This is a genomic window from Methylobacterium segetis (assembly GCF_004348265.1).
GTDB lineage: Bacteria > Pseudomonadota > Alphaproteobacteria > Rhizobiales > Beijerinckiaceae > Methylobacterium > Methylobacterium segetis.
Map to the genome: position 1 here is coordinate 1 of NZ_SMNT01000032.1, position 21,613 is coordinate 21,613.

General features: G+C 69.5%; 19 protein-coding genes and 1 pseudogene. 5 read left to right on the top strand and 15 right to left on the bottom strand.

Annotation, left to right across the window (positions count from 1 at the left end):
• From E1J50_RS10365 to E1J50_RS10390, 6 genes and pseudogenes are all read right to left on the bottom strand, one after another.
• A pseudogene (locus E1J50_RS10365) lies at positions 1 to 475 on the bottom strand (PQQ-dependent dehydrogenase, methanol/ethanol family); the annotation flags it as partial.
• A 694-nt stretch (positions 476 to 1,169) separates the two neighbouring features.
• Complete coding sequence (locus E1J50_RS10370) at positions 1,170 to 3,374, bottom strand: xanthine dehydrogenase family protein molybdopterin-binding subunit (protein ID WP_132253175.1); 2,205 nt, start codon at positions 3,372 to 3,374, stop codon at positions 1,170 to 1,172.
• 11 nt (positions 3,375 to 3,385) lie between these two features.
• Positions 3,386 to 3,856 carry a (2Fe-2S)-binding protein gene (locus E1J50_RS10375; protein ID WP_132253177.1) on the bottom strand — a complete coding sequence of 157 codons (471 nt, stop codon included), beginning with the start codon at positions 3,854 to 3,856 and terminating at the stop codon, positions 3,386 to 3,388.
• Positions 3,857 to 4,013: 157 nt separating this feature from the next.
• Positions 4,014 to 4,301, bottom strand: coding sequence for a hypothetical protein (locus E1J50_RS10380; protein WP_132253179.1), 288 nt, complete (start codon positions 4,299 to 4,301; stop codon positions 4,014 to 4,016).
• 119 nt (positions 4,302 to 4,420) lie between these two features.
• Complete coding sequence (gene rnd / locus E1J50_RS10385) at positions 4,421 to 5,578, bottom strand: ribonuclease D (protein ID WP_132253181.1); 1,158 nt, start codon at positions 5,576 to 5,578, stop codon at positions 4,421 to 4,423.
• Positions 5,579 to 5,655: 77 nt separating this feature from the next.
• Positions 5,656 to 6,084: a hypothetical protein gene (locus E1J50_RS10390; protein WP_132253183.1), complete on the bottom strand. Its 429-nt coding sequence runs from the start codon at positions 6,082 to 6,084 to the stop codon at positions 5,656 to 5,658.
• Between the two features lie 143 nt (positions 6,085 to 6,227).
• Here E1J50_RS10390 and aspS point away from each other — a divergent pair, with 143 nt between their 5' ends.
• From aspS to E1J50_RS10410, 4 genes are all read left to right on the top strand, one after another.
• Positions 6,228 to 8,042, top strand: coding sequence for an aspartate--tRNA ligase (gene aspS / locus E1J50_RS10395; protein ID WP_132253185.1), 1,815 nt, complete (start codon positions 6,228 to 6,230; stop codon positions 8,040 to 8,042).
• A 97-nt stretch (positions 8,043 to 8,139) separates the two neighbouring features.
• Complete coding sequence (locus tag E1J50_RS10400; RefSeq protein WP_132253187.1) at positions 8,140 to 8,448, top strand: hypothetical protein; 309 nt, start codon at positions 8,140 to 8,142, stop codon at positions 8,446 to 8,448.
• A gap of 59 nt (positions 8,449 to 8,507) precedes the next feature.
• On the top strand, positions 8,508 to 9,380 hold the full coding sequence (locus E1J50_RS10405; protein WP_132253189.1) for a glycosyltransferase: 873 nt from the start codon (positions 8,508 to 8,510) through the stop codon (positions 9,378 to 9,380).
• Between the two features lie 25 nt (positions 9,381 to 9,405).
• Positions 9,406 to 9,729: a hypothetical protein gene (locus tag E1J50_RS10410; protein ID WP_132253191.1), complete on the top strand. Its 324-nt coding sequence runs from the start codon at positions 9,406 to 9,408 to the stop codon at positions 9,727 to 9,729.
• On the opposite strand, the gene E1J50_RS10415 is transcribed toward E1J50_RS10410, so the two are convergent.
• Complete coding sequence (locus E1J50_RS10415) at positions 9,699 to 9,962, bottom strand: DUF3297 family protein (protein WP_132253193.1); 264 nt, start codon at positions 9,960 to 9,962, stop codon at positions 9,699 to 9,701. The genes E1J50_RS10410 and E1J50_RS10415 overlap by 31 nt on opposite strands.
• 42 nt (positions 9,963 to 10,004) lie before the next feature.
• Positions 10,005 to 10,613 carry a CatB-related O-acetyltransferase gene (locus E1J50_RS10420; RefSeq protein WP_132253274.1) on the bottom strand — a complete coding sequence of 203 codons (609 nt, stop codon included), beginning with the start codon at positions 10,611 to 10,613 and terminating at the stop codon, positions 10,005 to 10,007.
• A gap of 78 nt (positions 10,614 to 10,691) precedes the next feature.
• Here E1J50_RS10420 and E1J50_RS10425 point away from each other — a divergent pair, with 78 nt between their 5' ends.
• Positions 10,692 to 13,025, top strand: a complete 2,334-nt coding sequence (locus tag E1J50_RS10425) for an NADP-dependent malic enzyme (RefSeq protein ID WP_132253195.1) — start codon at positions 10,692 to 10,694, stop codon at positions 13,023 to 13,025.
• A gap of 71 nt (positions 13,026 to 13,096) precedes the next feature.
• Here E1J50_RS10425 and E1J50_RS10430 read toward each other — a convergent pair whose 3' ends face one another.
• The 7 genes from E1J50_RS10430 to E1J50_RS10460 all read right to left on the bottom strand — a co-directional run bounded on the left by E1J50_RS10430 (position 13,097) and on the right by E1J50_RS10460 (position 21,418).
• Positions 13,097 to 13,978 carry a PhnA-like protein gene (locus E1J50_RS10430; protein ID WP_245516514.1) on the bottom strand — a complete coding sequence of 294 codons (882 nt, stop codon included), beginning with the start codon at positions 13,976 to 13,978 and terminating at the stop codon, positions 13,097 to 13,099.
• A 61-nt stretch (positions 13,979 to 14,039) separates the two neighbouring features.
• Entirely contained in the window at positions 14,040 to 14,381 is a 342-nt protein-coding gene (locus tag E1J50_RS10435) for a CsbD family protein (protein ID WP_132253199.1), read from the bottom strand.
• A gap of 431 nt (positions 14,382 to 14,812) precedes the next feature.
• Positions 14,813 to 16,354, bottom strand: a complete 1,542-nt coding sequence (gene ppx / locus E1J50_RS10440; RefSeq protein ID WP_132253201.1) for an exopolyphosphatase — start codon at positions 16,352 to 16,354, stop codon at positions 14,813 to 14,815.
• 97 nt (positions 16,355 to 16,451) lie between these two features.
• Complete coding sequence (locus E1J50_RS10445; protein WP_425374923.1) at positions 16,452 to 18,863, bottom strand: RNA degradosome polyphosphate kinase; 2,412 nt, start codon at positions 18,861 to 18,863, stop codon at positions 16,452 to 16,454.
• 115 nt (positions 18,864 to 18,978) lie between these two features.
• Positions 18,979 to 19,680 (bottom strand): P-loop NTPase family protein, encoded by a 702-nt coding sequence (locus tag E1J50_RS10450; RefSeq protein ID WP_132253206.1) that lies wholly within the window; start codon positions 19,678 to 19,680, stop codon positions 18,979 to 18,981.
• A gap of 7 nt (positions 19,681 to 19,687) precedes the next feature.
• Positions 19,688 to 20,815, bottom strand: coding sequence for an AI-2E family transporter (locus E1J50_RS10455; protein WP_132253208.1), 1,128 nt, complete (start codon positions 20,813 to 20,815; stop codon positions 19,688 to 19,690).
• A 57-nt stretch (positions 20,816 to 20,872) separates the two neighbouring features.
• Positions 20,873 to 21,418, bottom strand: a complete 546-nt coding sequence (locus E1J50_RS10460) for a CDP-alcohol phosphatidyltransferase family protein (protein WP_132253211.1) — start codon at positions 21,416 to 21,418, stop codon at positions 20,873 to 20,875.
• Between the last annotated feature and the right edge of the window lie 195 nt (positions 21,419 to 21,613).

Genomic DNA, 21,613 nt, shown 5'->3' on the forward strand with positions numbered 1-21,613 from the left:
TCACCTTGCCCGACTTGGCATCGAGCGAGACGAGGGTGGTGTCGGCCTGGTGCAGCAGGATGGCGCCGTCGGCATAGGCCAGGCCACGGTTGACCGTGTCGCAGCACATGACCGGGATCACGGACGGGTCCTGCTTGGGCTCGTACTTCCAGACGATCTTGGCGTCGTGGTCGAGGTCGAGCGCGTAGACGAGGTTGGGGAAGGGGGTGTGCACGTACATCATGTTGCCGACGACGAGCGGGGAGCCCTCGTGGCCGCGCAGCACGCCGGTCGAGAAGGTCCAGGCGACCTGGAGGTTCTTGACGTTGCCGGCGTTGATCTGGTCGAGCTTCGAGTAACGGGTGTTGGCGTAGTCAACCGTCTGAAGCACCTGCTGAGCAGGATTGTTGATTTCTTTGATGAGGTTTTCGTTGGCGATGGCCGGGGCCGCAGCCGCCATGCCAGCACCGAGTGCGAGAAGATGGACCGCTCTCATGGATTCCTCCGACAGATCTTAAATCCCCGCGCGCAATCTTTCTGATTACGAAGGAGGACCTGACCTGTTGTTTGCGACAGGGATCAAAGCTCCGATAGCGGGCAGTTGAGTCGGGGGCCGCAAGGCCACCGAGCCAGAAGCCACCATCCCTTTGGCGACCTCCTCGAAACCGAAGCTTGAACGAACTCTAAGAAAAATTTGGCCGCCGTCAACTCGCTTGCGGGCTCCAAAAACGGGTCCCGTTCAAGTCCTAGTGACCCGCGCGCGGGGGATCGATCGTCTATCGCTCTGCAATACGAATTGTTGCAGTGCAAAACAAAAGTCTTGCCCTACAAAGTTACTTTTCAGTTCCCCAGCCTCGGCTCATGACGATGCTGCATGGACGAGACGCGAAAGCGACACCGCCATGCTCGGTGCGAGGGAGGCGTGCCCGCCGCGGAGGCACCGGCCGCGTTCAGGAGAGTTCGGCAAAGAATGCATTGCAAAATGCCCAAGCTTGCGTTCGGGACCCGCAGAGGCCCGCCAATCGCGTCGGACGGTCGCGACCGGGGCGTTTGGCGGCCCTCTGCGGCGAGACGGCGCAGACACGTCGCGCGCTCGAACCGAGCCCATTCTCCCAAGGACCTGTGGAGGAGCGGACCGCGAGCCGTCGCCTCAGTACCTCGTGAGAGCGGTTTCGGCGCGACTCAGCGCGTCAGGTGCGCTGGAGGCCGGCCTTCACCTTGTCGGGCGTGAACGGCGCTGAGCGCAGGCGCGCGCCGCTCGCATCGAACACGGCGTTCGAGATCGCGGAGGAGACGATGGCGGCCGAGGGTTCGCCGGCACCCCACGGCTTGTCGCGCGGCCGGTCGATCAGGTCGATCGCGATCTCCGGCACCTCGGGGAAGGTGAGGATCGGGTAGCTCTCCCAGTCGAGGCTCGTCACGCGGGAGCGGTCGAAGGTGACCTCCTCCTTGAGCGTGCGGCTGACCGTCTGGATGATGTTGCCCTCGATCTGGTTGCGCACCCCGTCCGGGTTGATGATCTGGCCGCAATCCTGCGCCACGCAGAACCGGGTGACCCGGATGGCGCCGGTCCGGCGCTCGACCTCCACCTCGGCGACGGCCGCCACGTAGGTCCGGTAGAGTTCGTACTTCACGTAGGAGAGGCCGCGCCCGCGCAGGATCTCGCCCTCCTGCTGGCGCGGCGAGGGCCGGCTGTCCCAGTTCGCGAGGGCCGCGGCCCGTCGCAGCACCGTGATCCCGCGCTCGTCGCTCAGGCTGCGCAGCCGGAATTCCAGCGGGTCGACGCCTGCGGCGGCGGCGAGTTCGTCCAGGAAGGATTCGTTGGCGAAGGTGTTCTGCATCCGCCCCGGCGTCCGGATCCAGGAGGGACGCAGCGGCGTCTCGGCGAGCCGGTGGCAGACCGTGCGCACATTGGGGAAGGCGTACGGCACCCCGGAATTGTGGATGATGTTCCCGGGCGCGTTGTTCGTCTCGTGCGGCAGGCCCGCGAGGCTCGCGGCCACGAGCGGCACGTTGCCGGCCGCGCCGTCGGGGATGAAGAACTCGGAGGCCCAGGCCGCGACGTTCCCCTCCCCGTCCAGGCGGGCGGAGAGATCGATCAGGGTCGGCGGCCCCTTCGGGTCCCAGCCATGCTCGTCGGCCCGCGACCATTGCACCCGCACCGGATGGCCGACTGCGCGGGCGAGCAGCGCCGCATCGCCCGCCGCGTCCTCGTGCCCGTTTCGCCCGTAGCAGCCCGAGCCCTCGATGTAGATGCAGCGCACGTCGTCGAGGGGCAGGCCCATCATCGCGGCGAGCTGCTTGCGGAGGGCGTGCGTCATCTGCGACGCCGTCCAGACGCTGAGCTTGCCCTCGCTCAGCATCGCCACCGCGCAGGAGGGGCCGATCGAGCCGTGCGTTTGGATGGCGAAGTCGTAGGTCGCCTTGAGTATCCTGCCCTCGCCCGGAAGAGAACCGACGGCGTCGCCGACATTCATGGTGACGTCGTCCTTGACGATTCGGGTGCCGCGGACGTGCTCCCAGAGGCGAGCCTGGTCGGGCAGTTCCTCGGCTTCCGACCAGCGCGCCTGGACCTGGCGCGCGGCCTTGATCGCCGCCCACTCGGTGCGGGCGACGATACCGAGGAAGTTGCCCTCGCGCACGATCCGGATCAGGCCCGGCACGTCGCGTACCGAGGTCTCGTCGACGCTCTGGAGCTGCGCCCCGATCGCCGGCGGGCGCACCACGCGCCCGTGCAGCATGCCGGGGAGCCGGAAATCCTGCATGTAGGCGAAGCGTCCGGCGATCTTCTCCGGGATGTCGAGGCGCTGCACGGACCGGCCGACCAGGGTGTAGCTCCCCGGGTCCTTCGGCGCGGCCTCCTTGTCGACCTTGAGGGAGAAGCGTCCGTCCTTCAGGAGCTCGCCGTAGGCGACGCCCTCTCCGCCTCCCTTCGGACGCACGATCCCGGCCTCGGTCTCGAGGTCCTCGCGCTTGCGGCCGAGGCGCTCGGCGGCGAGCGTCAGGATCTGGCGGCGCGCGGTGGCGCAGGCGAGGCGGATCTGCATGCCGCCGTTCTGGATCGACAGGCTGCCGTAGGTGGGACCTTGGTCGGGGGTGAGCGCCGTGTCCCCCTGGACGAGGGTGACGTGGTCGAGGGGCAGGTCGAGCTCCTCGGCCGCCATCTGGATCAGGGCCGTCCGCACGCCCGTGCCGAGATCGACCTTGCCGGAATAGATGGTGGCGAAGCCGTCGCGGCTGAGCGCCAGGAAGGCGTCGACCTCCTCCGGCGAGACGGGCTTGGAGGGCGCGGTCGCCGAGGCGGCGTGCGCCGGGCCCTGACCGCTCAGGGCGAAGCCGACGACGAGGGCGCTGCCCTTTAGGAGCGCGCGGCGGGAGAGGTTCATCGCGACCATCGTCCCCTCCCCTACAGGCTCGCCGAGGCGCGCTCGACCGCGCGCACGATTCTCAGATGCGTACCGCAGCGGCAGAGATTGCCGGCGAGTGCCTGCAGGATCTCGGCCCGGCTCGGCTTCGGGTTCTGCGCCAGCAGCGCGGCCGATTGCATGATCATGCCGTTGATGCAGTAGCCGCACTGGGCCGCCTGCTCTTCCACGAAGGCCGCCTGCAGCGGATGCGGCGTGCCGCTCGTCGCGAGACCCTCAAGCGTCACGACCTTCTGCCCCGGCTGCAGCGCCGAGAGCGGAGTCGTGCAGGAGCGGACAGCCTGTCCGTCGACGTGAACCGTGCAGGCGCCGCACTGGCCGAGGCCGCAGCCGAAGCGCGGACCACGCAGCTCCAGCTCGTTGCGAAGCACGTAGAGGAGAGGGGTATCCGGATCGTCGGGAGAGACGGTGACGGCGCGGCCGTTCACGGAAAGGGATATGGGCTTGCCCATCGCGGCTCCTCGCACCGTCCCCGGCGCGCCTGTCGGGTTCAGATTGAATACAATCTTCCGCGCCGAGGTAGAGACCCGATCGCGGGTGAAGGTCAAGATTCAGCGGGGCTGCACCCCGCGTGAGCCGCTCGACGTGCCGCGCCCTTCCCTCGGACGCTCAGAGGCCGCTCAGCAGCCCCGTGCTCTCGAACTCCGCGACGTCGCCCACGAGGTCGGTCAGCGCGATGTCGATGCGCCGGCCGTTCTTGAGGCGCAGCACGGAATCCGGCTCCAGCCAGATCGGGCGCAATCCGACGGGGCTGCCGACCAGGGTGCCGTGGGCGACGATGCTGCCCTGGCGGCGCTCGATCACCACCCTGTAGCGCACCCGGACGGGTTCGCAGCCCACGGCAGAGACGTGGCCGCGTCCCGTCAGCGTCTGCAGGACTTCGTTCGGTTCGTACATCGGGCCGGGATACGCGGGAGAGGTGCGGGACGTTCCGGCAATCAACTTGCCGATTAATCCCGGCACCGCAACCGGTCACCGGTCCCGAAGGCCCGAATGATCCTCAAGAATGAGCGAGATCATCCCACGTCGCGAACGACCACGCGCCCTCGCTCGATCGAGAGGGCGAGGCGCCCGCTCTTCAGGGCGAGGGCCTTCTCGCCGAACAGCCCGCGACGCCAGCCGTGCAGGACCGGCACGTCGGCCTCGTCGTCGTCCGCGAGTGCCTCCAAATCGTCGACGGTCGCGATGATCTTCGGGGCCACGCCTTCCGCCTCGCAGACGGCCTTGAGCAGCACCTTGAGCAACTCGACGAGGGCACCATTGCCGCCGCCGCCGCGCCCGCGGCTGCGCTCGGGCATGGCGATCTCGCCGGTGTCGCGGGCGAAACCCCGCTCGACCGCGGCGAGGATCTCGGCGCCCGTGCGCGAGCGTTCGAAGCCGGCGGGGATCGAGCGCAGGCGGCTCAGCGCCTCGACGCTGCGGGGGGCGGACGTGGCGACGTCGATGACCGCCTCGTCCTTGAGGATCCGTCCCCGCGGGACGTTGCGGGTCTGCGCCTCGCGCTCGCGCCAGGCGGCAACCTCCATCAGCACCGCGATCTCGCGGGGCTTGCGCATCCGCCCGGAGAGCCGGCGCCAGGCCTGGGCAGGGTCGGCCCGGTAGGTCTCGGGCGAGGTGAGCACGCCCATCTCCTCGTCGAGCCACGCGCCACGGTCGGTCTCGACGAGCTGCCCCGCCAGCACCTCGTAGATCTTCACGAGATGCGTCACGTCGGATAGGGCGTAGGCGAGCTGAGCGTCCGAGAGCGGCCGCCGGGACCAGTCGGTGAAGCGGGACGACTTATCGATCTTGGCCTTGGCCACGTCGTTGACGAGCTGCTCGTAGGAGACCGAGTCGCCGTAGCCGCAGACCATGGCCGCGACCTGCGTGTCGAAGAACGGGTGCGGCAGGATCTCGCCCAGCATCCAGATGATCTCGAGATCCTGCCGGGCCGAGTGGAACACCTTCACCACGCCCTCGTCGGCCATCAGGTCGACGAAGGGCTTCAGGTCGATCTTGGGCGCCAGCGGGTCGACGAGCACCGCCGTGCCGTCCGGCCCCGCCATCTGGATCAGGCAGAGCTTCGGATAGTACGTGGTCTCGCGCATGAACTCCGTGTCGACGGTCACGAAGGGCTGTGCGGCCAGGCGGGTGCAGGCGTCGGCGAGCGCCGACGTGGTGGCGATCAGGTCCATGGCCCGGCTATATCGAAGGTTTGTCGGGAAAGGGAGGCGCGGCGCGCGCGAAGTCCCCGCAATTTCAAGCGCGTCCGTCAGGCCGCCTGACGCCCCGGGCGGCTCTTCAGGCGTCGCATCGCCGCAGACCGCTCCCGGCGCTGCGCCTCGGCCCGAGCGAGGAGCAGGTCGAGGATGCCGGCCTCGACGCGCTGCCCGGTCGCCCCGTCGGTCAGCCGACGGATCCGGTCGACCCGGAAACCGCGATAGCCGCCGCGCCCGCGGTCGATGCCGCCGATGAGCGTCCGGCCGGGGCCGAGCTTCAGCTCGCGCGCCTCCAGCCGGCGCGCGCTCCACGCGCCGTTCCCATCCTCGTAGACGAGCTCGAAGCTTCCTTCGAGCGGCAGGACGCGCCACGCGCCTTCCTGCCGCTCGGCCGGACGAGGCTCGGGCCGCGCCTCCGGAAAGGCCTCGTCGGCCTGCCCGCCCGGGGCAGCCGCGGAGGCGAAAAAAGCGTGCATGTTCATGGGACTTATATGGGATCGCCGGGTGCGAATCGGAAGGGCTGGCCCGTACGCATGGCGCGGGTCTTCCGGCTTCGCGGAGCCTTCCGCTTGACTTCCCTCCCCCCGCGTGAATGGTGCCGGCCTCCCACCCGAAGAAGTCCGCCATGCACCGTTATCGTACCCATACCTGTGGGCAGCTCCGCCCGTCCGACGTCGGCGGGACCGTCCGCCTGTCCGGCTGGTGCCACCGCATCCGCGACCACGGTGGCGTGCTCTTCATCGATCTGCGCGACCATTACGGCCTGACGCAATGCGTGGTGGATTCCGATTCCAAGGCGTTCAAGGCCGCCGAGAGCGTGCGCTCCGAGTGGGTGATCCGCATCGACGGGCGCGTGCGCACGCGGCCCGCGGGCACCGAGAACGCTGAGCTGCCCACCGGCGCGGTCGAGGTCTACATCGACGATCTCGAAGTGCTGGGCGCCGCCGCCGAGCTGCCGCTCCCCGTCTTCGGCGACCAGGAATATCCGGAGGAGACGCGGCTCAAGTACCGCTTCCTCGATCTTCGGCGCGACAAGCTCCACGCCAACATCATGAAGCGCGGCGCGATCGTCGATTCGCTCCGCCGCCGGATGCGCGAGGGCGGGTTCTTCGAGTTCCAGACCCCGATCCTGACGGCCTCGTCGCCGGAAGGGGCCCGCGATTACCTCGTGCCCTCCCGCGTCCACCCGGGCAAGTTCTACGCGCTGCCGCAGGCGCCGCAGCAGTTCAAGCAGCTCACGATGATCGCGGGCTTCGACCGCTATTTCCAGATCGCGCCCTGCTTCCGCGACGAGGATGCGCGCGCCGACCGCAGCCCCGGCGAGTTCTACCAGCTCGACATCGAGATGAGCTTCGTCACGCAGGAGGACGTGTTCCAGGCGGTCGAGCCGGTGCTGCGAGGGGTTTTCGAGGAGTTCGCCGAGGGCAAGCGCGTGACGGCGGAATTCCCGCGCATCACCTACGCCGACGCCATGATGAAGTACGGCGTCGACAAGCCGGATCTGCGCAACCCGCTGATCATCGCCGACGTCACCGACGAGTTCGGCGAGGATTCGGTCGAGTTCAAGGCGTTCAAGGGCGTCATCAAGTCGGGCGGCGTGGTGCGCGCCATCCCCGCGACGGGTGCCACGGGCCAGCCCCGCTCCTTCTTCGACAAGCTGAACGACTGGGCCCGCTCGGAAGGCGCGCCCGGGCTCGGCTACATCGTGTTCGAGGAGGAGGCCGGCCAGCTCTCCGGCAAGGGCCCGATCGCCAAGTTCATCCCCGCCGAGATCCAGGCGCGCATCGCCGTGAAGGCCGGCGCGAAGGCGGGCGACGCCGTGTTCTTCTCCGCCGGCCCTGAGCCGAAGGCGGCCGCGCTCGCCGGCAAGGCCCGCATCCGCATCGGCGACGAGCTGAACCTCTCGGACAGGGATCAGTACGCCTTCTGCTGGATCACCGATTTCCCGATGTACGAGTGGAACGAGGAGGAGAAGCGCATCGACTTCTCGCACAACCCGTTCTCGATGCCGAACTTCGACCATGACGCCTTCCTGAAGCTCGGGGCGGAGGACGAGGCGACGATCCTCGGCATCAAGGCGTTCCAGTACGACATCGTCTGCAACGGCACCGAGCTGTCCTCGGGCGCGATCCGGAATCACAAGCCCGAGATCATGGAGAAGGCGTTCGGGCTGGCCGGCTACGGGCGCGATGTGCTGGAGGCGAAGTTCGGCGGCATGCTGAATGCGCTGCGCCTCGGCGCCCCGCCCCACGGCGGCATCGCGCCGGGCGTCGACCGTATCGTCATGCTCCTGTGCAACGAGCCCAACATCCGCGAGGTGGTGCTCTTCCCCATGAACCAGCGCGCGGAGGACCTGATGATGGGCGCCCCCTCGGAGGCGACGCCGAAACAGCTGCGCGAGCTTCACATTCGCCTGAACCTGCCCGAGAAGAAGGGCTGAGCCTCTGCCCGTAGCCGGAACCGCGGATATCTCGGAGGCAGCCGGGCGATCGCGTCCGGCTGCCTCCGGTCGCCGGGTCTGCGCGATGCCGCCTCACGTGCCGTCTGCCCGCCCCCTCGCCCTCCTCGCAGCCGCAGTGCTCGTCCTTCCGGCACCGGCGGGGGCGGCCCAGCCGAAATCCTGTCGCCCGACGCTCGGCGAGTATCGGGCGCTCAAGCCCGGTTTCAGTTACGCCGAGGCCAGCGCGCGGCTCGGCTGCGGCGGGCGGCGGGAGACTGCTCTGAAGGTCGGCACGCTGCGCCGGTCGACCTATAGCTGGATGGGGCGGGGAAGCTACGGCGCCAATCTGAACCTGACCTTCGTCAACGACCGCCTGATCGACACGTCGCAGCTCGGGCTGCGCTAGGGATCAAGGCGGCTGGGGCCGAGCCGGACCGTCCATCCGGGAAGCCTCCGGGAGTGACCGTGCCGAGCCTCGTCGCGATCGTCGTCGCCCACGACAGCGCCCACGCCCTTCCGGACTGCCTCGCCGCGCTCGCCGCCGAGCACGTCCCGGCGATCGTCGTCGACAATGCGAGCCGCGATGACTCGGGGAGGATCGCGGAAGCCGCCGGTGCCCTGGTCATCCGCAACAGGCGCAACGAGGGCTTCGGCCGTGCGAACAACATCGGTGCGCAGGCAGCGGAGCATGCAGCGCGCATCCTCATCCTCAATCCGGATCTCGTCCTTCAGCCCGGCGCGGCCGACGCGTTGCTGCGCGCCGCCGACGCCTATCCGGACGCCGGGCTCCTCGCCCCCCGCCTCGTGGAGCCGGACGGCCGCGTCTTCTTCCAGCCCCGCTCGCTGCTCTCGCCCTACCTGCCGAACCCGAAGGGGCGCCTCGCCCTGCCGGAGGGCAACGTCTGCGCGCCCTTCCTCTCAGGGGCCTGCCTGATGGCAGAGCGCGAATTCTTCCTTGGCCTCGGCGGCTTCGACGAGAACATCTTCCTGTTCTACGAGGATGACGACCTCTGCCGCCGGGTCGCGGATACGGGCCGCGCACTCGTGCACGTCGATGCCGCCGTGGCGAGCCACGGACGGGGCCGCTCCTCCGCTCCCGAACCCGGCCGCGTGTTCCGCACCCGCTGGCACCAATCCTGGTCGCGGGCCTATGTCAGCCGCAAGTACGGGCTGCCGGACCCGAGCCCGCGCACCGTCGCGGTCAACGGCGCGAAGCTCGCCCTGTCGCGCATCGCGCTTCGCCGCGCATCGTGCGAGCGCTATGCCGGCTCGGCCGCGGGCGCCCTCGCGGCCATGCGCGGCGAGACCGCGCTCGCGAAGGAGGGCTTGGCCGGATGAGCAGGTCGATGGCCGCGCGGCTCCCGTGACCGCGCTGCCCCCTTCCGCGGCGCGGAACCTCGCCGTGCGCCTCCTGTGCGGGCACGGTTTCGTGATGCGCGCCGGGAACGAGCGTGGCGACACCCTCTATCTCGCCCGCGCGGGAGAGGCGTGGCTGGTGCGGGTATCGAACCACGCCCGCACGGCGCTGCAACGCGCCCGCCGCCGGGATATCCTGACGAGCCTCGTGATCCGCGAGCCGCGGACGCCCGCCCAGGTTGAGGCCCTCGTCGCGGCCGCGATGCGGGACTTCGACGCCGAGCGGCGCAGGCGAGCGGATCAGCCCTCGGCCGAGCCGTCGCGGAAATAGGGCTCGACCGCTCCCTTGAGCTTCACGGTCATCGGGTTGCCGGCGCGGTCGAGGGTCTTTCCGGCGCTGAGGCGCACCCACCCCTCGCTGACGCAATATTCCTCGACGTTGGTCTTCTCGACGCCCTTGAAGCGCACCCCGACGCCGCGCTCCAGCGCCTTCTCGTCGTAGAAGGGGCTGTTCGGATTGACCGCGAGGCGGTCCGGAGGCGTGTCGGGCGTGGCGTCGGACATAGGGCTGGTCTCGTCTGCGTCGGATTTCAGCGCCTACGGGATTCAGGGCCGCCCTGCAACGGCGCCGAGAGCCGCGATGAGCGCGTCCGCCCGGGGCGATTGCAGCAGCGGGACGAGGGAGGCGACGCGCTCCGGCGGGAGGTCCCACCACGCGCAGGCGAGCAGGGCCTCGACCGTCTCCGGATCGAAGCGATGGCGCGCGATCCGGCTCGGGTTGCCGACGACGATCGCGTAGGGCGGCACGTCGCGGCTGACGACGGCGCGCGCCCCGATCACCGCCCCATGCCCGATCGTGACCCCGGGCAGGATCAGGCATCCGGAACCCAGCCAGACATCGTGCCCGATCACCACGTCGCCACGGGAAACTTGGTAGTCCTGAGGGGCCTCGACGTCCGGCCAGAGGGCCGTCATCGCCGCGAACGGATAGGTGGAGATCCACTCCGTCCGGTGGCCGCCGCCGAGCAGGATCTCGGCATCATCCGCGATGGAACAATAGCGCCCGATCGTCAGGTGCCGCCCCGACTTCGCGAAGCGCACCCGGGGCCTCCCGTAAGAATAGGCGCCGATGGAGAAACCGTGCTTCCGGACGAGACGGCGCAGGTGGATGCGGGTCTCGTTGTGCGGGTTGCGCGCATTCCGCAAGCGGTGCAACAGAACCTTCAAGCGGCGCGCCCCGTCCCGGCGCGGGCAGGCACCGTGCCGAGACGCGGCGAGCAGGGAGAGAGGGCCATGGCCGACAACATGTCCGAGGATCTCAAATCCGGGGCGCTCGTCTATCACCGTCTGCCCCGTCCCGGGAAGCTCGAGATCCAGGCCACCAAGCCGCTGGGCAACCAGCGCGACCTCGCCCTCGCCTATTCTCCCGGCGTCGCCGCCGCCTGCATGGCGATCCACGACGACCCGCAGGAAGCGGCGACCCTGACCATCCGCCAGAACCTCGTCGCCGTGCTCTCGAACGGCACCGCCGTGCTCGGCCTCGGCGATATCGGACCGCTCGCCTCGAAGCCCGTGATGGAGGGCAAGGCCGTCTTGTTCAAGAAGTTCGCCGGTATCGACGTGTTCGATATCGAGGTCGACGAGCACGATGTCGACAAGCTCGTCGACGTGGTCTGCGCGCTGGAGCCGACCTTCGGCGGCATCAACCTTGAGGACATCAAGGCGCCCGAGTGCTTCGAGGTGGAGGAGCGCTGCCGGGCGCGGATGAACATCCCGGTCTTCCACGACGACCAGCACGGCACCGCGATCATCGTGGCGGCGGCCGTGCTCAACGGGCTCGAACTCGCCGGCAAGCAACTGGCGGACGCCCGCATTGTGACCTCCGGCGCCGGCGCGGCGGCGATCGCCTGCCTCAACCTCCTCGTGTCGCTCGGCGCCAAGCGCGAGAACATCACCGTCACCGACATCAAGGGCGTGGTCTTCAAGGGCCGCACCGAGCTGATGGACCGCTGGAAGGAGGTCTACGCCCAGGAGACCGAGGCGCGCACGCTCGCCGACGTCATCGCGGGAACGGACGTCTTCATCGGCCTCTCGGCGGGCGGCGTCCTCAAGCCCGAATACCTGGAATCGATGGCGGAGAACCCGCTCATCATGGCGCTCGCCAACCCCTACCCCGAGATCATGCCGGACCTCGCGCAGGAGAAGCGCCCCGATGCGATGATCTGCACCGGGCGGTCCGACTTCCCGAACCAAGTCAACAACGTCCTGTGCTTCCCCTACATCTTCCGAGGGGCGCTGGACGTCGGTGCCACCTCGATCAACGAGGAGATGAAGAAGGCTGCCGTGAAGGCGATCGCGGCGCTCGCCCGCGAGACGCCCTCCGACGTCGTGGCCCGCGCCTATGGCGGCGAAGCCCGGCCCTTCGGCCCCCGCTCTCTGATCCCGAGCCCGTTCGACCCGCGCCTGATCCTGCGCATCGCCCCGGCCGTGGCGAAGGCGGCGATGGATTCGGGGGTCGCCGGGCGGCCGGTGGCCAACATCCAGGCCTATGCCGAATCCCTCGACCGGTTCGTGCACCGCTCCGGCTTCATCATGAAGCCGCTCTTCTCGAAGGCGAAGGAGGACCCGAAGCGGGTCATCTACGCCGAGGGCGAGGACGAGCGGGTACTGCGCGCCGTCCAGGCCATCGTCGAGGATGGGGTCGCCAAGCCGATTCTCGTCGGCCGCCCGCGGGTGATCGAGACCCGCCTCAAGCGCTTCGGATTGTCCCTGCGCCTCGGTGAGGATTTCGAGCTGATCGATCCAGAGGACGATCCGCGCTACCGCAAATACGTGCAGACCTACCTCGACGTGGCCGGCCGCCGCGGCATCACCCCGGACGCCGCGCGCACGGTGGTGCGCACCAACACGACGGTGATCGGCGCGATCGCGGTCCATCGCGGCGAGGCGGACGCGCTGATCTGCGGCCTGGAGGGCCGGTTCGAGACGCGGCTGCGGGCGATCCGCGACATCATCGGGCTCAATCCCGGCGTGACCGAGTGCGCCGCGATGAGCCTGATCGTCACGAAGAAGGGGGCCTACGTCCTCGCCGACACCCATGTCCGGCACGACCCGACCGCGGAGGAGATCTGCGAGGTGGCGATCGCCTGCGCGAACCACGTGACGCGCTTCGGGCTGACGCCGAAGATCGCGCTCCTCAGCCACTCCGATTTCGGCCAGTCGGATTCCGCCTCGGCCCGGAAGATGCGCCATGCCCTCGGGCTGATCGAGAAGCGCGCACCGGATATCCAGGTCGACGGCGAGATGCAGGCCGATTCCGCGATGTCGGAATTGGTGCGCGACCGGGTGCTGCCGGGCTCGCGGCTCAAGGGGGCGGCCAACGTCCTCATCTTCCCGAATCTCGACGCGGCCAACATCGCCTTCCAATTCGCGAAGGTCCTGTCCGACGCGCTGCCGGTGGGTCCGCTCCTGATCGGGCCGTCGAAGCCCGCCCACATCCTCACGCCGTCCGTGACGGCCCGCGGCATCGTCAACATCACCGCCGCGGCGGTGGTCGAGGCCCAAGCCGGCGGCCCTCTCCGGGTCGAGGAGGGCGGCGAGTCCGGCGCCGGGATGATCTCGGAATAAGAAATCACCCTGAAAGGGTGGAGCCCCGGGCGTCGGCCCGGGGCTCCCGGTCTTTCAGTCGAGCCCTCGCCTCAGAGCCGGTATCCCTCCGGCTTCACGGCACCGAGGCGCCCGCCGAAGAAGGCCGCGAGCGCGCCGAGGACGAGGGCCAGCGCCGCGTAGAGCGCTCCCTGTGCCGCCGCGCTGCGGGTCGCCTCGGCGGCGGCCTGCGCCTTCTGCTTGGCCTCGGTCGCGGCCTGCTCGTACTGCTTCTGGTAGGTCTGGACCTGGGCCCGCGCCTGATCCACCGGGATGTTCTGCGCCTTGGCCAGCGCCTCCGCGGCCCGATCCTCGGCCTTGGCCTTCTCGCCGGCATCACCCGACAGATACGCGCGGATGGCGCCGACGGCCGCGTCGCGGAGCGCCGCCGGGTCCTGCCCGCCGGTGGATTGACGGACCTGCTGCTCGATTCCTTCGAGAGGGTTCGAGATCTTGTTCAGGTTCGGTGCCGCGACCTGGGCCGCCGTCTGCACCGAACTGCCGATCGCCTGACCCGCGCCGCCGATCGCGCTCGACACCGTGCCGAAGGCGCCACCGATCAGGCCGCCGACCGTCGAGGTGAGGAGATAGAGCACGACGAGGGTCGTCACTGCCCAGGAGACGAGGCCGTGATAGGCCGCAGTCGAACCGGACGCCCGCCCCGACAGACGCCCGGCGAGATAGCCGCCGATCAACGAGGCGACGATGCCGGATCCGACCCACCAGAGGCCGGCCGTGAGGGAGGCCGTGCCGGCGCTCGGATTGCCCGCACCCGTTGTGCTGAGCGCCGACAGGCCGACCCCGAGGCCGATCATGTTGAGAATGATCTGCGCGACCAGGGCCGCGACGGCGCCGGCGAAAATCGCGCCCCAGGAGACCTGATGCAGCAGGACGGCACGGGCTTCGGCCGGTGCGACGGAGGACGAGAGGGCCAAGATGGAACTCCTTGCTGAAGACGATGGCGTGTGAGGGAATGCGCAGGCGAGATAGGGTCGCTCAGCGGCGGCCGTGCAGGATCAGGCCGAGCCCGTATCCGACGAGTCCGGCAACGAGGAGCGCCGCGATGGGTCGGCCGCCGACCTGCTCCACGACGGCCTCGCCGCCCATGCGGAGCGACCGCAAACCCCGATCGTAGACTTCACCCGTATGCTCGGCCGCCTCGTCGGCGGCTTGGCCGATCGCCTCGCGGGCACCCGCGAGCAGCCGCTCGCCGCGTGCCTCGGCGGAGCGCAGGCGGCCGCCGATCCGGGCCCCGCTATCCCCCGTGACATCGCCGAGCGCACTCTCGGCATCGCCGGCGATTTCCTTGGCGGCGGCGCTGATGGAATTCAGGGTCATGTGCTTGTCTCCGGACATGGATCCGCTCTCGCGGGCGGCAGGGCCGACCGCGTCGCGGGATCCCGGTAGGATTGATCTGCTCTCGATCGGGAATGGCGCGGCGGAGGCGCATGGCGCCGCCGGTGAGACCGGGACGCCCTCCTGCCGATGCCGGCCCGAACCTCGACGAACACCCTCATGCCAGGGATCGCGAGGATCGGACCGAGACGACGGCCTGCCGAGTGTCCCTGTCACGCTCCCGATCGATGCGCCGCGTCTGGCGCGGCGGGTGAACGCGAGATGGGGCGCTTTCGCACCAGGGCAATGATGCGATTTCACCAATCCAGAGCCGAAGGCACGATCACAAAGTCGTGCTTCTACTTTGAATTGTATAATCTAGGTTGTGAGTTGCGGAGTGCGGTGCGGCCCCGGCTGCGTGGGCGCGGCCGGTCTCAGCCGATCTCGATCCTGCCGTCGAGGCCGAGGATGCGCCCGAGGCCGCGGACGCGGTTGAGCAGGCGGTCGCCGGCGAGAGCCTCCCAGGCCGGAGGCAGGCGCAGCACGACCTTGCCGTCCTCCACCACCAGGGGCATCCGTTCCAGCGTCCCGCCCATCCCGGCCGAGATCGGGAAGGCGACGCGCAGGAGGCCACCGACGAGGCGGGCCCGGTCGAACAGACGAGGGCCGGCGAGGCTGCGCAGCATCGGGCTCGCCTTCTCCGGTGCGACGCCCTCGTGGCGGAAATAGACGGCCAGCGCCAGATAGGCCCGGCCCGGGTGATCGACGCCAACGAAGGCCGCGTTCGTGATGATGTTGATGCTCTGCTCGCCGCGGTAATCGGGGTGGGCCCGCCAGCCGATGTCGGAGAGCAGGCAGGCGGCGTGGCGCAGGCGCCGCTCGTCCGCCGTCTCCGGCCCGTCGAGGGTTTCGACGAACCGGTCGGTCCAGGCGAGGAGTTCTTCCCCGTGCGCGGGCGAACGGGCACGCAGGGCGTTCAATTCGGAGGCCGCGGCGATCAGCGGGTCGATCAGTCGTGTCTCGCGGTCGAGCTGCTCGAAGAGCAGGCCCTCCCGCACGCCGGAGGCCGAGATCGCGACCTCCCGCGGGCGACCCGCCCGGATGATCTCCTCCAAAACCACGGCACCGTAGGCGAGGAGCGGCCGCCGCGCCTCGGAGATCGACTCGACGTCCTGCAACTGCGCCGCGTCGACCTGCTCGACCATCTCCAGGAAGTTCAGCTCGTCCGTCGGCTCCACGCTGTAGCCGTGCATCACGTGGACGGGGTAGCCGCGGGCCGCTTGGTGCAGACGCGCCAGCGCCCGCCACGTGCCGCCGACCGCGTAGAAGCTGCGGCCCTTCAGCGTCTCGAGCTGCGGCGCCGCCTTCTTGAGGTGCTCGCGCACGAGCTTGGCCGCCTTCTTGAGGGAGCCGCCAGAGAGGTCCTGGAGCGCGAGACCGCCGAGCGGCATCGTCACGCCCTGCCCCACGATGAAGCCGCGCACGTCCACGAGTTCCAGGGAGCCGCCGCCGAGATCGCCCACCACGCCGTCAGGCGCGTGAAAGCCCGAGATCACGCCGAGAGCCGAGAGTTCCGCCTCGCGCCGGCCGGAGAGCAGCTCGATCTTCTGCCCGCAGGCGGCTTCCGCCGCCGCCAGGAAGGCGGGGCCGTTCTCGGCGTCGCGTGCGGCAGCGGTTGCCAGCACGAACAGACGCGAGACCCGCATCGTCGTGCACAGGACCCGGAAGCGGGCGAGCGCGGAGAGGGCTCGGCGCGTCGCGTCCTCGTTGAGCCGGCCCGTGGTCAGCACAGTCCGGCCGAGCCCGCAGAGCACCTTCTCGTTGTAGAGCGGGGTCGGAGCCCGGGTCAGCCCGTCATACGCGACGAGGCGGACCGAGTTCGATCCGATGTCGATGATGGCGACGGGGGCGAGACGCTCGCCGTCGTCGGAGGGGTCGGATTGCACGAGCGTCAGGTTGGTGCGCTGGAGCCCCAAGGCGCGTATCCCTCGTTTCGGGCCCGCGGGCGGCCGCCGCGGGCTCGGCTTCGCTCAGGCGCCGCGCCGGATCCCATCCCGGGCCCGAGGCCCGGGCTCAGGTCCGCTGCGCTCTGCGACTGAGCGCGCGGGGGCTCGATTTCTTCGACGACTTGCCGCGCCCGGACAGGCTCGGATTCGTCATGAAATACTTGTGCGCGTTGAACGGCTCCTCGCCGTCCGCGGGCTTCATGCGCTCGCTCGCCCCGGACGCCAGTACACGCCAGCTCTGCCGGTTGTCGAGGAGGTTCGCCAGCATGATCTGATCGAGCACCTGCTGATGCACAGTCGGATTGAGGATCGGCAGGAGCGATTCCACGCGCCGGTCGAGGTTGCGCTGCATCAGGTCGGCCGAGGAAATGTAGACCGTGGCCTTCGGATGGGGCAGCCCGACACCGTTGCCGAAGGCGTAGATGCGGCCGTGCTCTAGGAAGCGTCCGACGATCGACTTCACCCGGATCGTCTCTGAGAGCCCGGGGATCCCCGGGCGCAGGCAGCAGATACCGCGCACGATGCAGTCGATCTGCACGCCGGAGCAGGAGGCGTCGTAGAGCGCGTCGATGATCTGCTGGTCGACGAGCGAGTTGCACTTGATCCAGATCGCGGCGGGCCGGCCCGCCTTGGCGTGCTCCACCTCCGCCTCGATATGCTCCAGGAGCCGCGTCTTGAGGGTCAGTGGGGAGACCGCCATCCGCTCGAGCTCGGCCGGCTCCGCGTATCCGGTGATGAAGTTGAAGAGGCGGGAGACGTCGCGGGCGATGGCGGGATCCGCCGTGAAGAAGGACAGGTCCGTGTAGATGCGGGCCGTGATCGGGTGATAGTTGCCGGTGCCGACATGGCAGTAGGTGACGAGCCGGTCGCCCTCGCGCCGGACCACCATCGAGAGCTTCGCGTGGGTCTTCAGCTCCACGAAGCCGAACACCACCTGCGCACCCGCCTTCTCGAGGTTGCGCGCCCAGCGGATATTGGCTTCCTCGTCGAAGCGGGCCTTCAATTCGACAAGGGCGGTGACCGATTTGCCGGCCTCGGCGGCCTCGGCGAGCGCCGCGACGATCGGCGAATTCGAGGAGGTGCGGTAGAGGGTCTGCTTGATCGCCACCACGTTCGGGTCGCGGGCGGCCTGGAAGAGGAATTGCACCACGGAGTCGAACGACTCGTAGGGGTGGTGGACGATGAAGTCCTTCTGCCGGATCGCCGCGAAGACGTCGCCGCCCGATTCCCGGATGCGCTCGGGGAAGCGCGGATTGTAGGGCTTGAACTTGAGATCCGGCCGGTCGATCCCGACGATCTGCGACAATTCGTTGAGCGCGAGCATTCCCTCGATCAGGAACACGGCCTCGCTCGCGATCTCCAGCTCGTCCGCCACGAAGGCGCGGAGATCCTCCGGCATCCCGGCCTCGACCTCGAGGCGGATCACCACCCCGCGGCGGCGCTGCTTCAGCGCGGTCTCAAAGTGGAGGACGAGATCTTCCGCCTCCTCCTCGATCTCGAGATCGGAGTCGCGCACCACCCGGAAGGCGCCCTGGCCGCGGACGAGATAGCCCGGGAAGAGCCGGCCGGTGAACATCACGATCACCTGCTCGATCGCGATGAAGCGGGCGACCGGATCTCCGGCGAGGTCCGGCAGGCGCACGAAGCGGTCGAGCACGGCCGGCAGGCGGATCAGGGCGCGCAACACCCGTCCGTCGCGCGGGCGCACCAGCATCAGGGCGATGGTGGAGCCGAGATTCGGGATGAAGGGGAAGGGGTGGGCCGGGTCGATCGCGAGGGGTGTCAGGACGGGGAAGACGTGGTTGAGGAAGTAATCCTCCAGCCAGCGCCCGTGCTCGGCCGCGAGCTCACCCGGATCGACGAGGTCGATGTCGACGCCGTGCAGCTCGGCCTTCAATTCGCGCCAGCGCGCCTGCTGGTCCTCGGCGAGGCGCGAGACCTCGTGGCCGATCCGCAGGAGCTGCTCGGAGGGCGTCAGGCCGTCCTGCGAGGGCACGACGAGGCCCGCGCGGACCTGATCATGCAGGCCGGCCACGCGCACCATGAAGAACTCGTCGAGGTTGTTGGCCGAGATGGAGAGGAAGCGCAGCTGCTCCAGCAACGGGTGATTGGTGTTGGAGGCCTCTTCCAGCACGCGCCGGTTGAACTGCAGCCAGGACAATTCGCGGTTGACGAAGCGCTCGGGCGAGTGCCGCAGATGACGCCCCGCCTCCAGCACCGGCTCGCGGGCCGTGCTGCCGGCGAGGTCGGCGGCCGGCTCGGTCCGCGTCTCGGCGGATTCCGCCGTCGCCGGCCAATCATCGGCGGCCTCGGCCGGTGCCTTGGACGCGCCGCCGCGGGTCGCGGGCATGCGGCGCACGGCCGCCGTGCGCGCCGCGGCAGCCTGCGCCGGGGCGCGCCGGCGGGACGGCGCGGCGGGATCGCGGATCTCGACGGCCTCCGGAGCCTCGTTCTCCCGTGCGTCCGTGCTCGGCTCCATCTCCGACACCCTTCATCCTCCGCTTGCCGTCTTCCGGGCGGGCTCACTAGCACGCGCGCCCGGCATTGATTTGACAGTTCCGTGACGCCGGCCGCCGAATTCGCCGTCGGCCGGCTCAGTCGCCCTCCTCCTGCATCCCGAGGCGCTCCAGCACCGCGAGCGCGAGCGGCCGGGTGATCCGGCGCCCTCGGCCGAGGGCGTCGCGGTCGAGCTCGCTCACGACCTCGCGGGCGCGGGCGAGCGACCGGTCGATGCGGAGCGCCAGAGCATCGACGACGCTCAGATCGACCACGAGTTGCCGGTCGACGAACAGCTTCACGATCACCGCCCTGAGCAGGGCGTCGTCCGGGGGCAGGATGCTCGCGCCCGGGGCGAGCCGCAGGCGCGAGAGCAGGTCCGGCGTCCGGATCCCGAGCCCGTCGACGGGCTCCGCGCTGGTGACCAGCACCGGGCAGCGCCGCTCGCGGGCGAGGTTGAGAAGGTGGAACAGGGCGGCCTCGTCGAGGCTCCCGGCCCTGTCGACATCCTCGACGACGAGGGCGCCGTTCGAGACGAGGTGCGTGACGCTGGCGGCGCCGACCTCGGCGGCGGTCACGGTCCAGGCATGGGCCCGCGTCGCCCAGATCGAGGCGAGATGGCTCTTGCCGCTGCCTGACGGGCCGGTGAGGACGAGCACCGTATCCGGCCAATCGGGCCACGCCTCGATCAGGGCGTAGGCCGCCTCGTTGGCGGGGCTCACGAGGAAGTCCTCGCGGCCGTAGCGCGGGTCCAGGGGCAGATCGAACGTGAGTTGTCGGGGCGGTGCGTTCTCGCGCATGCGGGCTCTAGTCTCGCCGGGGCGGCTGCCCCGTCAAGGGCTGCATGCCGTCCCGATGCGGCAGGAGGGGCGGCTCGTCGGCGTGGTAGAGCCGGCTCTGCAGATAACGCTCGATGGCGAAGCGCACGACCACGCCGATCGAGGCCGCGATCGGCACCGCCAGGAGCAGGCCGACGAAGCCGAACAGGGAGCCGAAGGCGAGGAGCGCGAACATCAGCCAGACCGGATGCAGGCCGACCGACTCGCCGACGAGCTTCGGCGAGATGATGTTGCCCTCCAGGAACTGCCCGACCAGGAAGACTCCGACGGTGAGGCCGATATGCAGCCAGTCGGAGCCCGGCCAGAACTGCACCAGGGCGACGCCGACCGAGAGCAGGAATCCGGTGAGAGTGCCGACATAGGGGATGAACGTGAGGAAGCCCGCGATCAGCCCGATCAGGACGCCGAAATTCAGCCCGACGAGCCAGAGGCCCACCGCGTAGAAGGTGCCGAGGATCAGGCAGACGAGGGTCTGCCCGCGCACGAAACCGGTGATCGCGCCGTCGATCTCACGGCCGAGACGACGCACCACCGGGCGGTGGCGGGGTGGAACCCAGGAATCGAGCTTGGCGATCATCCGGTCCCAATCGACGAGAATGTAGAAGGCGACGACCGGCGTCACGACGAGGAGCGAAGCGATCGAGATCAGCGCCTGGCTCCCGGACCAGAGCGACTTCAGGAAGGTGAGGAGCCACGCGCCGCCCTGGCTCGCCAGCGTGCCGACCGAGGATTGCAGCTCGGTGAGCACATCCGTGCCGCCGATCCGTTGGAGCAGCGGCCCGACCCGCTCGGCCAGGATCCCCTGCAGGCGTGAGATCGTGCCGGGCAGCGTGGTGATCAGCGCGGCGATCTGGCTCGCGGCGAGCGGGATCACGATCAGCAGCGTGATGACGAGGACGACGACGAAGAGCGCGAGGATCAGCAGGCTCGCCGCGAGGCGCCCGAGGCCGAGCCGCTCCAGCCGGTCCGCCAGCGGGTCGAGCAGGTAGGCGAGCGCGATGCCGGCCACGAAGGGCAGAAGCACGTCGCGCAGCAGGTAGAGGAGGATCAGCAGGACGAGCGCCGCGCTGAACCCGATCAACGTCCTGCCGCGCATCTGTCCGTTCCTACACCGTTCGACCGGCGCCGAGAGTGGGAACGAAGCTGCGCCCGATCAAGGGCGCGCCCCCGGGGATCCGGTGCCGTCCCGCAGGACGCGGCCGTAGGCGGCGAGCGACAGGAGGCTCGTTCCCGCCACGATCCAGCAGCCGACCAGAACGGCTCCGCCGATGGGAAAGTCGCCAGCGCGCGCCACGAGGACGAGGGTCGCGAGGCCGATCTGCGCCGCCGTATTGAGCTTGCCGATGAGCAGAGGCCGGATCGCGAGGCGGCGGCCATTGAGCCGGGCGAGGAGGATCGCGCCGATCACGATGAGGTCGCGGGCGATCACGACCGCGAGAAGCCAGACCGGCAGCGCGCCGACGGTCGCAAGCGCCACGAAGACGGAGACGAGAAGCGCCTTGTCGGCGAGGGGGTCGAGAAGGGCGCCGAGGCGGCTTTCCATTCCGAACCGCTTGGCGAGGAAGCCGTCCAGCGCGTCCGAGGCCCCGGCGACGACGAAGAGGGCGAGCGCCGCGCCCCAGGCGCCCTGCCCGATCAGGACGAGGATGACGGGCACGAGGCCGAGGCGGCCGAGGGTGATGAGGTTCGGAAGGGTCATGCGGTGACCGGCAAGGCGCACGGCTCGCCTCTGCGGCCGACGCCACCGCCGTGCTAGCATCCGCGAGCGGATATGCAGAAGCCTGATCGACCGGCGCGGCCGCGACGCCCGGCTCTCCTTCGGGGTGGCGACGCACGGTGCGGGCGGAGCCGACTCGCCCTTCCCGCCGCAACCCGGTAGAGGAACCGCGGGATC